Annotated in this window: 3 protein-coding genes; 2 read left to right on the top strand and 1 reads right to left on the bottom strand. The window is 58.9% G+C overall.

What is annotated here, in order from left to right:
* Positions 1–37 precede the first annotated feature (37 nt).
* Positions 38–3,397, top strand: a complete 3,360-nt coding sequence (locus tag ACFOTD_RS30925) for a DUF4073 domain-containing protein (protein ID WP_378123796.1) — start codon at positions 38–40, stop codon at positions 3,395–3,397.
* A 185-nt stretch (positions 3,398–3,582) separates the two neighbouring features.
* Positions 3,583–4,779: a ParB/RepB/Spo0J family partition protein gene (locus ACFOTD_RS30920; protein WP_378123795.1), complete on the top strand. Its 1,197-nt coding sequence runs from the start codon at positions 3,583–3,585 to the stop codon at positions 4,777–4,779.
* Positions 4,780–4,993: 214 nt separating this feature from the next.
* Here the strand turns inward: ACFOTD_RS30920 and ACFOTD_RS30915 are convergent, their stop codons facing one another.
* The gene (locus ACFOTD_RS30915; protein ID WP_378123794.1) at positions 4,994–14,080 is read right to left on the bottom strand and encodes an S-layer homology domain-containing protein; all 9,087 of its coding nucleotides are present in this window, start codon (positions 14,078–14,080) and stop codon (positions 4,994–4,996) included.
* Positions 14,081–14,161: the final 81 nt, after the last annotated feature.

Genomic DNA, 14,161 nt, shown 5'->3' with positions numbered 1-14,161 from the left:
TGAGATTAAAAATCCAACTAGAGAAGGGAACTGAGAGATGAAACTTAAAACCTTGCGAATGGTCGCGATGCTGCTCGCCTTCCTGCTCCTGCTTCAACCGTTGCTGGGCGGACTCGGCACCGCGGGGCGCGCGGCGGCCGGGCCCGCGCCTACTCCGCTCGATCAAATTAACGAAGCGCTGAATGACCACGATGGCGAAGCATTAATGTCAGCGCTTGCAGACCCGGATGCCCATCTGACGCTGCCGGTCGGCTTTGCCGCTTGGACCGCGGCAGACAAAACCGACGTCTCCCAGTTTCTTGCGGATTTCATCCAACCCGGGCAAAATAACGGGTATGAGAGTTTGGACCAGGTTCAATATATATTGAACTTGGTCGGCATATTGTACGCGTCGCGCGATGGCGTCAGCTTGGACATCATCAGCGACAAGATCAAGAAGATGCTCGTCTTGTCGTCCGACATCAAAACGCTCTTCCCGAATTCCCCGGACATTGATATGTACAAAGAAACGGTCGACCAGATCACGGCGCTGTCTCCCGCGGACCGTCAAATCTTCGACACTTTTATTCAAAATCAGTATGTCATGAGCACCGTTCAGGGTAATAATACCCCTCTCGTCATTGCGATGATGGTCTTCTATCCTGAAGGCCAGGCACTCAGCTTTAGCCAGCCCCAGACCGCCGAGCAAATGTTCGAAGTTCTATATGGCCTGCTCAATTATGCGGAAAACATCGCCGGACTTAAAGAAGAGTACGAGAATATTCCGGTTGCGGACATCGGAATTGATCTTAACAAAGCCCTAACTGTACTGGGAACCGATCTGGAAGGGGACGAGCCGACGTTACGAAATTGGTTGGCGCTTGCCCAACAACTGCTCGATCAGCGTCCTGAAGCAGGCTATGCGAGCGTAGCGGACATTCAGTCCGTCATCGACGACTTTTTGACGCTTCGCGCCGTGAACCAAGCCATCGAGAACGATGACGTCGAGGGCTTGCTGTCCGCGCTGATCGACGAAGATCTCGGCCTGCGGCTGCCCGGGGGCTTCAATGGATGGAGCGACACAGCCAAGCGTTCCTGGGCCGCGACCTTCATGAGCCTGTTCGGAAATGACAGCGGAAGCGGCAGTCCGAGCCCAAGCAACCGCTTCTCGTACAGCAGCTTGGCCCAAATCCAGTATGTCTCGGATCTGGCCGCGATTCCGGTTGTCTTGCTGAAAGACCAGAGCCTGCCGACGATCGGCAAAGCGGTCGATGACGTATTCGCCAAGTTCGCCGAATTCGGCACGGTTTTCTCCGATTACGAAGGAGCCGAGATGATCGCTCAGATGAGCGAAGCCTATTCCGCGCTGACGCCGGTCGAAAAATATATTTATAAATACTCGCTCTATATTTTGCTCACGACTGCGGTGAACGAACAGCCGGTCGATAACGGTGAAGAAACCGGCAATGGCGAAGGAATGGGAACCGGCAGCCTGATTTACTTCCTGTTAGGCTCCTTCGCTACCTATCCGCAAATTGCCATAAACAGCGTATCAACGCCGGAAATGATGTCCACTTCGCTCGGGGTATTGTTCCAGCAAGTCCAGGCGGCATACGAGAGCTTCAAGCAGGCACACCCGGAAGTCGATATCGAAGCTTGGGAGCTCGACCTGTCGAAAATGGGTAATTTGAACCCTGAGGACGAAACAATGGCCGAACTCAGCGACTGGATGCTCGACAAGCGCCCTGAAGGCGGCTATGTCGACCTGGCCGCAATCCAGTCGACCTTCGACCAGTTCTTCACGCCGGCCGCGCCTTCGGTCACGGCGGACGACGCTGCGGACAAGCTCGTCGGCGCCGATGCAACGATGGAGTATTCGACCGACAACGGAACGACGTGGACGAGCTACGATCCTGAAAAAGCGCCGGTCTTTTCCAATTATGTCACCGTCCTTGTACGTTACAAGGAAAACGGCGTAAGAAACGCTAGCCCGACGACCAGCGTTTCGTTTAACGTACCGTATAGCCCGCCTAGCAACACAAACTCGGAAACTATTTATGTAGACGTACAAGGCAGCAATGGCAGCGGCCTGGCGCGTACGCAGGTGACGCGTACGACGGATGCGTCCGGCAAGGTGACTGACACCGTGACGCTGGCGTCCGACATCGCCAAGGAAGCCGTGGACAAAGCCAAGGCGCAAAACGGCACCACGGTCCGCATCGTCCTCCCCGACTCGGGAGACAAGGTGTCGGAAGTCCGGGTGAACATTCCGCAGGCCGCCTTGACGCAGCTCAACGACGGGAAGATGAACCTTGAACTGTCGACCGGCGACGGCGTCATCACCGTACCTGTCGCTTCGCTCTCCGGTTTCGGCCAGGATCTGTACTTCCGTCTTGTACCGGTGAAGACCGAGGACGGGCGCGTGGAGATCGAGACAAGAGCCAAGCAGCAGACCGCCGTTCAGCAATACCTGCAAAACGAAGCGGTTAAGGTCTACGGACGTCCGATGGAAATCGAGACGAATCTGCAGAGCAAGGAAGCGACGCTCTTCATGCCGCTGAAGGACGGCCTCCCTGCAGATACGACCGAACGCAATCGCATTCTGAACCATCTCGGCGTCTATGCCGAGCATAGCGACGGCACCAAGGAATTGATACAGGGCAAGATCGTCACCGTCAACAATGTGACGGGCGTTCAGTTTACCGTTCAAAAATTCAGTACGTTCGCACTGGTCTATTTGGCCGGCTTGAACGGTACCGAGGTCTCGTCCACGCACACGCCGTATATTAACGGATTCGGAACCCAGTTCCGTCCGGAGGCGTTCGTGACCCGCGCCCAGATGGCTGCGATGCTCGCACGCAACCTGCCGGACACCACGGTTACGACGGGTACCACGGTTACGACGGGTACCACGGCAGGCTCGGACGTGCGTTCCGGACACTGGGCGATTAACGAAATTCTGAAAGCCAAAGCCGCAGGCATCATGGGCGGCATCACGGAGGATATGTTCGATCCGGAAGGCGCCGTGACGCGGGCACAGATGGCTGCGATCGCCGCACGCTGGCTGCAAAAGGGACCTACGCCTTCGCAGGTGACCGGAATCCCGGGCAGCACCGCAGGCTATAACGACGTAGCCGTCGGCCACTGGGCTGCGGATGCCATCTCCTATGTCTCGTCGCGAGGCATCATGACGGGCTACGCGGGTCAAACCTTTAAGCCCGATCAGAAGCTGACGCGGGCCGAGGCCGTCAAGGTATTGAACCGTCTGTTCGACCGCGGTCCGCTGAACGGAGCGACTGCAATCACCTTTACAGACGTGCCGGCTACCCACTGGGCATACGCCGACATTGAAGAAGCGGCGACCAACCACACGTTCACGGTCGACGCGCAGGGCATCGAGCACATCGCTGCACCGTAAAGGTAATATTAGGGATAGAGGCTGCGACGCTTCGGCGTTCGCAGCTTCTTTTTATCGCAGGAAGGAATTGATCGTCAAGACATTGGGGAGCGTGCGTTCCTATCCGATACAACCTGTACTATAATAGATACATAAGCAGATGGCGCCCGTGCGGCGTCCATTACTCGTACAGGAGATTATGCCGCATGCAAATTACCGAATTGCCCATGAATCTGATCGACGAAGACAAGGACCAGCCCCGCTACCGGTTCGGCGAGGAATCGCTGCAGGAGCTGGTGAACAGCATCGGGGAGATCGGCCTGCTGTCCCCGATCAAGGTGCGCAAGGCCGAGGGCGGCCGTTACAAGATCATTTACGGCAACCGCCGGTACCTCGCCTGCTCCAAGCTTGGCCGCGATACGATTCCCGCCATCGTGTCAGAATCTACGGACGAGACGGAGATATACCTCGAGCAGGTCGCCGAGAACCTGACGCGCGAGGGCTTCACCCCGATCGAGGAAGGCGAAGCGTTCGACAAGCTGCTGAACGACCCGAAGTTCGCGAGCTCGGTGAAGTTTCTGGCCGCCAAGCTCGGCAAGCCGGAGTCTTATATCAAGAACAAGTGCGAGCTGCTGAAGTTCGGGCCCGCGGTCAAGAAGCTCGTCGTCAGCGGCACCGATATCCGCAAGGGCACGCTTACCGAGGACCAGCTGCTCCCGCTCAAGGATCTGCCGATGGAGTACCGCGACCCTCTCGCGCTAACGATGGCGAAGGATGAGATGCCCGTCATCGACGTCAAGCGGATCGCCAAGCTGTTCAAGGACGCGTCGATCTCGGAGCGCACGAAGAGCCAATTGTTGTACAAGGACGGACCGGGTCTCTTGGACACCTGGTCCGCGTACGAGGCGAGCCGCAAGGAACGAGCGCGTGCGACCGCGGACGCTGAGCGGCGCAAGGCGGAAGCCGAAGCCGAGCGCGAGGAAGCGGAGCGCGAAGAGGCGCAGCGGAAAAAGGCGGAGGCCGCGCGAAATAAAGGCGCGGACGGTTCCCAGCAGCAGGCTGCCGCGGGGTTGGCGGGCACAGCCGCACAGGCAGCAGCAGCGACGGCGCCCGCTGCTGTAGTGACGCAGCCGGGTGCGGCGGCGCTTGGCGAGGCCGATGCGGCTGCGCCTGCGGCTGTGGCGGCAATGGCAGCAGCGGCTGCCGGCGCGCGGACGATGGCCACGCTGCGCGATCTGCTCGCGGCGCTGCCGGCGCCGGACGCGCTGGCGGCCGAGCTGGAGGCGGCCACCTCCGTCGACCCGGAGGCGCTGCGGGACGGGCTCGACGATCTGATCGGCCGGCTCGAAGGCCACTTGAATGCTTGCCGGACGGCAAGAGCCGAAGTCGTTAAGCGGATTTAAAAAAGAGGAACGTCTGGAGCGAGCTCCTGACGTTCCTCTTTGCATCTCGCCGCGTAAATAACCATGTCACGCATCCTTATTCCCTCGCAAACGAGCCCATTCGCCACATTAACGATGTGGCACATCCTTATTCCCTCGCAAGCGAGCCCGATTCGCCACATTAACGATGTCGCGCATCCTTATACCGCCACGAGCATCCGCCTGTTACGAACCCTTAAGCGTCAATCAGCCCCATCAGCATGACCACGATCTCAGCTCGCGTCGCATGGGATCCGGCCATGAACGTTGAATCGGGATAGCCGTTGATTACGCCTCGGGACGCGAGCGCGCTTACGCTGTCTATTGCCCATGAAGGAATCGCGTCTCCGAAAGACTTGCGATTGCTCGCATTCGCAGCCAGCCGATATGCATTCTGCAGCAGTACAGCAACTTCCGCTCTCGTAATAGGCGAGGCCCCATTGACATAGTGCTTGCCGTCGCGAACGGTCCCGGTCACCAGTCCGTTCGCAAAAGCGGCAGCAATATAGGGCTTGCTCCATTCCGCCAGTCCGTTCCAATCGTCGAAGTAGGCGGCTGCCGCATCCAGATCGGCCTGAACGCCCAGGGACAATTGCCTGGCTCTTGCGAGCATTACGATCGCTTCATCTCTTCGCGTTTCGCTTTTCGGAGCGAACGCTTCGGGCGATCTGCCGGATACGATGCCCAGCTTGTACGCTCGCTCAATAGCCGCCTCGGCCCAAGGCGTCTGAGCATGCACATCCCTAAACGAGGAGCCTGCAGGCGTTCCGCTATCCGTCCCGCCGCCGGTTTGTCCTCCGGATTGCCCCGGCTCCGTCTGGCCGCCGCCCGTCTGCGGCGTGTTCGGATTCGTTCCTGGATTCGTACCCGGGTCGGTACCAGGCTGCGTGCCTGGGTCCGTGCCTGGATTCGTACCCGGGTCCGTGCCTGGATTCGTACCCGGGTCCGTGCCTGGATTCGTACCCGGGTCCGTGCCTGGATCCGTCCCCGGATTCGTACCCGGGTCCGTGCCTGGATCCGTTCCCGGATTCGTACCCGGGTCCGTGCCTGGATCTGTACCTGGGTTCGTTCCCGGATCTGTCCCCGGGTCCGTGCCTGGGTCCGTTCCTGGATCTGTCCCTGGGTCCGTGCCCGGGTTCGCCTTCACAATCGTGACGTCATCCTGCGCGACGTTGCCCACGGCGTCGATTGCCGTTATCGTGCTATAAGCTTGCGTGCCGGCGCCTAACGTACCGGCCAAGCTAAAGCGGCCTGCTTCGTTTGCCGTTACGCGATTGCCCTGACTGTCCATCACGGTCGCATACGGCACGGTGCTGCCTTGAATCTCGTATTTGCCCTCCGAGTCGGCCGCAATCGACCCGTCCGGCTCCGTATTGACGAACAAGGCCGGCGGGAGGCTGCTGTAGTGCACGGCCAGACCATACTCGGATACGTCGCCCTGATCGTTCTCGGCTACGATGCGAATCAAGCTCGAGCCCGCGTCTCCGTCTACAGCGACCGGTACCGCGATATGATTTTCATAATCGTCACTCGCGTAGATGCGCTTAAAGCTCGGCATATTCGTCGCTTCGTCCAGCGTTCCGTCGCTCTGCCAAACTGTAAACCTAGCGCCCAGATCCTGGGACTGTCCGTCTTCGGCGCTGACATAAGTAGTCGCAACATTCAGTTCGAAGCCGCCGTTCACCGCAAGGACATTGCCCAGCACCGAATCGCTCGCGATCGCCCCGAGGCTCGACGCCACATGCAGGACCGGCATCTTGACCAGCGGCACTTGGACAACGTCCGTCGTCGTCGTAGCGCCGTAGATGTAGGACGAGCCCGCTTCATCCGCGTCAGCAAACGGCGTCACCGCCAGCTTGTAGCTGCTGCCGGATTCCATCCCGCCAAAATCAAGTTTAAACTCTCCGTTGACCGCATCGTCCGCCGAGATCTGATACTCGAGCGGCCTGCCCGCATGCGCGATCTGATTGCCCGTCGGTTCTCCGTCGCGATCGACCTCATCCGTATAGGCGATCGACGACATGACCGAGTTGCCCTCGGCATCGAGCAAACGAACGAGATAGCCGTCCGCGCCCGTAACGGCGCTCCAAGCCGCGTGGATCGTACCGCCGCCGCCTGCGGATACCGATACAGCGCCGAGCGAACCGGGCGCAAGCGGGTTGACGACGCTCATCGCTTGCTTCGCGTTCATGCTCGCATAAGGAATCGTTCTGGACGTGTCGGCCTTCGGCGTTCCGACCAGCGTGATTCTGGGAAAATACGACCCGCTCTGCAAGTAGCGCAAGTCTTCCGGCGTAAAGGCATAGCTGCCGCTAACGGCCCGGTCCGTCACCTGCGCGGCATCGATATCGACCGTATGGACGAGCACGCCTGCGCTCGTGTCCGCCGGGTCGTCGCCGTTGTCGGAGGACAAACGGACTTCGACGCGGTAGTCTTCGGTCTCGGTATCAAGTCCTGTCAGCTCCCAGCTTGCCGTTTGCGTCCCTGCGTCGTATGGCGCGCCGACGAGCTTCGGAATCGGCGCGATCGCGATAATCGAGCTGTCGAAAGATTGGCTCGACGAGATCGTCCAAGCGCCCGTCTGCGCGCCCAGTCGAATCATGACCGTGCGATCGGACACGACCGCGGCATTCGCATTCGGATCGTCATAAAACGGCGTGTCGTCGCTTAACGTGCCGGGATAGGTCAATCCGTACGGATTGCCTTCCGGATCCAGGATGCGGATATCCTCGGGATCGGCGTTGACGAGCACGGCATAATCGTCCGTCAAGCCGTCAGGGAACGTCACCGTATGAACGGTACCCGCGTCATCCGTCGCGATCGTCGGCGTAAGCGCAAGTCCTCTCATGAGTCCGGCCGAGCCGCTTGATGCGACCACGCTCACATTGGAGAAGGCATTCAACTGCCCCACCGCGTTGCCGTTCTCATCGTAGACGGTCTGTCCGGTCGATGCCGCGGCGATGCTTCTCCGCCCGACGCTGACCGAGCCGCTTCCGAACGAATAGTTCACCTTGAGCCCGAAGCCGAGAATGCTGAAGGCCGCGTAAGCGTTGGAGTTGCTCAAGCCGACCGTCTGGTTGGCCAACGTATACGGACCGATGTCGAATACGCCGACATCGATCTTCGGAATCTGGAGGCGACCGTACAATTGACCGTTTAAGTTGAAGCCGTTGTTGCTGTAATAGGTGAGGTTGGCATTGCCGCCCGCCAAAATGACCGAGAAATTTTTCAAAATATTGGCGGCGATATTCATTTGATACGATACCGAGGTGTTCGTGATGTAGATTCCCGCCTGGAACTTGTCGAAAAGCTCCATCTTGAGCAGTGTCGGGTTGCCGGACAGCGTAATTCCGGAAGGTCCGATCGCAAGCTCTACGTCGTTGAACTCAAGCAGTCCCTCGCCGGCGACGAGGCTGCCTACTTCGAGATCGCCATTGATCGTGATCATGATCGGCGCCACGCCTTTATAATTGCCGGTCATCGTGTCCGCCAGACCCGAGACGCCGCCGCCGATGCGCGTCAGCTTCGCGATCGGTACCATCGGCGTAACCGGAATGCCGTTGGTTAAACCGACGACGATCTTGATCGTGTCGGGGATAAATTGTCCGTTCGCGCCGTTTTTCTTCAAGCTCATGCTCGCCGCGAAGTTCGCCAGCTTCGCATCGATGTCGAAAGCGACCCCGTATTCTTGCTCGAACGTATCGATCGAGCCTTCGGCCGTTGCGCCGATGCCGAAGCCCCCGAGCAGCTTCTTGGACATGTCGTTGCCGGGGGTAAAGTAACCGTCCGCCTTGACTCCCTGGAAATCCAGGCTTCCCTGGCCGTTCATCCCGTATTGGAGGCGATCGATCGTAAGACCGAAGCCCACGTTGCTGCTGCCGGGCAGCGCCATTCCGAAGTATACCTTGCCTTCGAACATGACGGCGTTGCGGAGCATCGTTGCCCCCGTAATTCCGGCCTGCATCCCGCTGCCCAGCACGGTAAGCCTGTTCTGATTGCCGATGGCCAGCTCAATGTTCTGCTTGCCGTCGTCCAGCCAATCGCCTTCCGGGTCCTTCGCGTATTCATCCACGTATTCGATGCCTTTTTCAAGCGCGATCGAGCCGTCCGACGTCGTCAGGATGCTGAAGGAGCCTGCTGTCAGGTTGACGTCATCCATCGTGATCGCGACATTGCCGTCGGCATCGTCGCGAACGCGAAGCTTGCTCTGCGCGGTCGGCAGATAGGTCGTCATCCCGCCATTAACGATCGTCGTACCGCTGAAATTATATTCGCCCGGCACGTTCGCATTCGCCGTAAAAGCGCCTTTCATGGTGATGAGCGCTTTGCGGTTGCCGAGCTGCTGACTGAGTTCCTTCTCGCTTTCCGCCACAAGGACGGAATGATTGAATTGCGTGTCGGATACAATCGCCATATTGCCGAAATTGGTGTGACTTAACGTTTGCGCCGACGCGATCGTGACGGACCGCTGCACGCCGTTGCTGGCTACGTAATAAGTGACGTCCATGCTGCCGGACAGCATATTGGCCGGCACGTTTATGACCAACGAATTGGCTGTCACATTGGTGACGGAAGCAGCTACGGTCGGATTCGGCGACGTGCCGATGTACAACTGCCCTTTGCCGTCCATATTCGCGCCGTACACCACGATGGTCTTGAAGATGCCCGCCAGCTTGGAGTTAGGCGCGATGGACGCGATGTTCCGCAGCTTGGCCGCTCCGGGCGTCGTGCCTTCCACATCGATCGAATCGTATAACAATTCGACCGAAGCGATGCGGCTCTTCGTGACGGCCGGGCACGTATACACGCTCTTCGTCTGGTCCTGCGGATCTGATCTTACGTAAGTGCACGTATATACGGTCGTGACGTCCGGATTCAGCGCATCGCGGAGCTTGATCTCCGGCGTATAGATCTTGCTCGGATCGTTCGGCGGCGCGAAGGAGAACGTAATCGCCTGGTTCATGTTCACCTGCGCCGGATAGTTCGAGAACAGCGCGTCGCTATTCGTCGTGACAGGGATCGTGATCTCGGCAAACTGGACGACCACATGCAAGGACCCGCTTGCCGACAGCTGCGCATTTGCGGGATAAGGCGTGATGCTGAATTCCATCTTCGAGGCGTAGGGGTCGGCCGGCTTCCCCTGCTTGACCAGCTGAAGGCTTGCCCCGAGCGAACGCTTGACCTGGATGTTGGTCACATATCTCGTCGGATCCGTGTTCGCAATCTGCAAGTTAATCGTATCGCCCGGATAATAATCCTCGAGATTCAGACTCACCTGCGCGCTGCTGTTGTTCGTAATCTCCACGATAAGCGGGTTGGACACGACCCGGTCGACGAGCACGGTGACGATCGCGTCGGTAAACGGCATCGCGAACGAATAGGTGCCGTTGCCGTTCGCCGTAACCGGCAATGTCACATTCAACAGCTCGGATCTGACTTCAATGCCCTTAACCTTGTAAATTCGTGTATTATAGCTGCCCGGATCGACGGTGACGATGTCGCCCGAATGATCCGTCGCAGGCTTCCCTCCGATCGCCTGTACGAAAGTAGAGCCGCCGGACAAAGACGGCGAGACGGCGCCAGGTATCGTTGCCTTCACCAGAATGTCATGCGCGGCCTTGCCGTCCGTCGAGGTCACCGACAAGAAGACAGGTTCGCTCGGCATCGTAAAGGTATAGCGGAATTGATAATTGACCGTATCGAACAAGGTATTCGTCACGGGCGTCGTTTTGGACGTATTCTTGCCTACGAGCTGGACGCCTGCCGGAATAAGTCCGCTGGACGAGGTCTTCATCGACAACTCATCGCCTTGAATGAAGTAATAGTAGTTGCCGTATTCATAAGGGAATGTTTTTCGCAAGCCCGACGGATCCACGTGCTCGATCGTCGGACTCGTGAATCCGATCAGATTGCGGATATCGACTCTCTGCGCGGTCGCGCTCACGACGGTCACCTTAATCGTTCTGGCCGCCGAAGAAGCGTTTTTGGCGATGGTCAATTTCAAGCTCCATGGATGATGCTCGGCAACGCCGGCCGAGACCGCTTGAACGCTTTTCAGCACATTGTTGCCCTGCGCGTCGACGGCAACGACATTGTACACCATGGCGGCGGTCAGCGGCGCGGATGCTTCCGTCGTATCGATGGAACGGTTCACTAGCGTAATGCTGTAATCGTCTTCCGCGGCCACGGTCAATCCTTCTGCAGGAATCAGCATGCTGCCCGAATACGTTTGAAAGTCGCTGCTATTGGCCGAGACTACCTTGACCGTATCGGCGACCGCCGTCGCTGGCCAGGAGACGACGATCGTCAGCGTATCGTTCGACACGCTTGTCGTCGTCGCCTGGGCGGTAAAGGTGCCCGTGCCCAGATTGGCAACGACGATTGAATCGTAAGCGCCTGCCGCCCCCTCGAATCGATACCCCGATGCAGCGGTAAGCACATACTTGGTCTTGTAGCTCGTTCCGATCGCGAACGACCCGCTCGCCGGCTGATAGGTTCCGCCGTTATCCGCGGACCAGGCTACGCTCGCCGTCGCATGCCGGAAAGTGCTGCTGCCGTTCGCTTGCGGGGCGCCCGTCACCGGCGCGGTCGTGCCGATCGCAATATCCGCAGGTGCAATTGCGATGGCGTTCGTCGCCGGCCACGAGACGACCAGCGTCAACGTATCGTTAGCGGCGTCTGTCGTCGACACGGTCGCGGCGAACGTGCCGGTGCCGAGATTGGCAATCCGGCTCGAGAGATCTCGCGCACCATTCTTGTTGTAGGCGCCCGCGGTTGAATCAAACATGTAACCTGCCGAAGCGGTCAGCACGTATTTCGTCTTGTAGCCCGTGATCGGCGCGAACGTGCCGCTTGCGGCCGCGTAATTAGCGCCGCCGTCTCTCGACCAGGTAACGACCGCCGAGCCGTACGCGAACGTATTCGTGCCGTTCGCCTGCGCAGCGCCCGTAACCGGCGCAACCGTGCCGATCAAGAGGTCCGCGGCGGCGATCGTGGCCGCCCCCGTTGCCGGCCAGGTCGCCACAATCGTCAATGTATCGTTCGTCTCGCCAACCGTAGACACATTGGCGCTGAATGCTCCCGTGCCGATGTTCGCGACGGCAATCGCATTATAGGCATTCGTCGCCGAGCTGAATTTATAACCGTTCGCCGCAGTCAGCACATACTTGGTTCGATAGACCGTATTCGGGGCGAAAACGCCGCCGGCCGCCGAATAACTCACGCCGCCGTTGCCCGACCACGTCACGGTGGCGGTGGCATGCGGGAATACACTGGTGCCGTCCGCGATATGCTCGCCCGTCGTCGGCGCGATCGTCCCGATGGACAGATCGGACGCGGCAATCGCCGCGAAGGCCGTCGCCGGCCAGGTTACCGTGATCGTCAGCGTGTCATTCGCCGTGTTCGTCGTCGATACGACGCCCGTGAACGTCCCGGCGCCTATATTCGCGACGGCAATCCCATTGTAAGCACCCGCCGTCGCGTCGAAAATATAGCCCGCGTCCGCAGTAAGCACGTACTTTGACTTGTAAGCCGTTCCTGGCGCGAACGTGCCGCTTGCCGCCGCATAGCTCGCGCCGTTATTGACGGACCATGTCACGCTTGCGCTTGCATGCGCGAACGTATTCGTGCCGTCCGCGATATTCTCGCCTGTCTCGGGCGCAGCCGTACCGATCGACAGCCCCGACGCAGCGATGGTCGTCTGCGGCGCGGAGGCCGTTTTCGGCCAAGTAACCGTAATTGTTAACGTGTCTTTCGACGCGCCGGATACGACCGCGGTGTAGGTGCCGGAACCGAGATTCGCAATACGGCCGGTCAATGCTTTCGCGCCGCTTGCTCCATATACGCCTGCGGTATCGTCGAAAAAATAGCCGGAAGCCGCCGCGATTACGTATTGCGTCTTGTAAGTGGTCTCATAAGCAAATGTCCCGCTTGCCGGGTCATAGGTCGCGCCGTTGTCGGCGGACCAGTTGACCGTGGAGGACAAGGCGTGGCTGAACGTATTCGTGCCGTTCGCCATGCTCGCCGTCGGTACGGGCGCAACCGTGCCGATCGAGAGATCGGAAGGTACGATCAATCCGGTTTGCGGCCAGATCACATCAATATACATGTAATCGGCGGTTCCGATTACGTTGAACGTGCCCGTGCCAAGGTTCGGAATCCGGCTCGACAAGTCTCTGGCTTGGCCCTTGTTGTAGACATAAGGCGTGTCGAATGTGTAGCCGTTCGCCGGGACGAGGACGTACGATGTCTTATAAACCATCCCGGAAACGAATGGTTCGCCAGCGTTCAGATACTTAAAGGGACTTTCCTGATTCCATTCTATATAATCAACCGTTGCATGATTGAATACATTCGTGCCGTCCGACACGAGCGCCGAAGGTGCCGGAGCGGCGGTGCCGATCTGAATGTCGCCGGCCCCGATGATGGTCTGCCCCGATGCCGTCACCGTCGTGTTCCACATCACGACGACGGTCAAGGTGTCGCCCGCGCGCACCTTCGTCGAGACGTTCGCTCCCGCCAGGAAGCCCGTGCCGAGATTGGCGATGTGGCTCGCCAAAGACTTCGCCCCGTCGTTGTAAATCCGGCTGGTGGTGTCGAACGCGTACCCTGCGTCGGCCGTAATCTCATATTTTGTGAAATAATCGGTGCTCGGCGCAAACGTGCCGCTAGCCGGATTGAAGCTGGTGCCGTTGGCGGACCAGGTGACGACGGCGGTAGCATGAGCGAACGAATTCGTACCGTCCTCGATGGCCGCGCCCGTTGCCGGTGCGACGGTGCCGATGGAGATGTCGGACGGTTCGATCGTCGCATTGGGCCATGTGACCGTGATGGTTAACGTATCGTTCAGCGTAAATGCTTGGCTTACGGTTGCGGTGAATGTTCCCGGACCCAGGTTGGCGATGCTGCCAGTCAAGTCCCGCGCCCCGCCGTGTTGATAGGCACCGGCTGCGGGATCGAATACATGACTTGAATCCGCAGTGAGTACGTACCGGGTCTGATAGATCGAGCTTTGCGCAAAAAAGCCGCCAGCTGCGGCATAGGCGCCGCCGTTCGCGGACCATTGTACGGACGTCACCGATCCGCCGCCGAACGCAATCGCGCCATCGGCGATCGCCGCGCCGTTAAACGGCGCCGGCGTCCCGATCGAGATGTCTGCCGCTGCAACGATATCCTCCGCGGATGCCGTGACAGGCAGCATCGTAAATACGATGGCAATGGATAAAATCATCGACACCAGCTTCGAAGCCAATCTTGCTCTCATATAAAGCTGCAACCGTTTCATGGAATCCTCCTAAAAATGACTAGGCCGATTTTATACAAAAGTAACAAAAGCGCATCTATAAAAGGTTATAGACGCGCACCG

This window comes from Cohnella sp. GCM10012308 (genome assembly GCF_042649185.1).
Taxonomy (GTDB): Bacteria; Bacillota; Bacilli; order Paenibacillales; family Paenibacillaceae; genus Cohnella.
The sequence above is the reverse complement of the archived record's forward strand: the minus strand, read 5'-3'. Positions and strand labels throughout refer to the sequence as shown.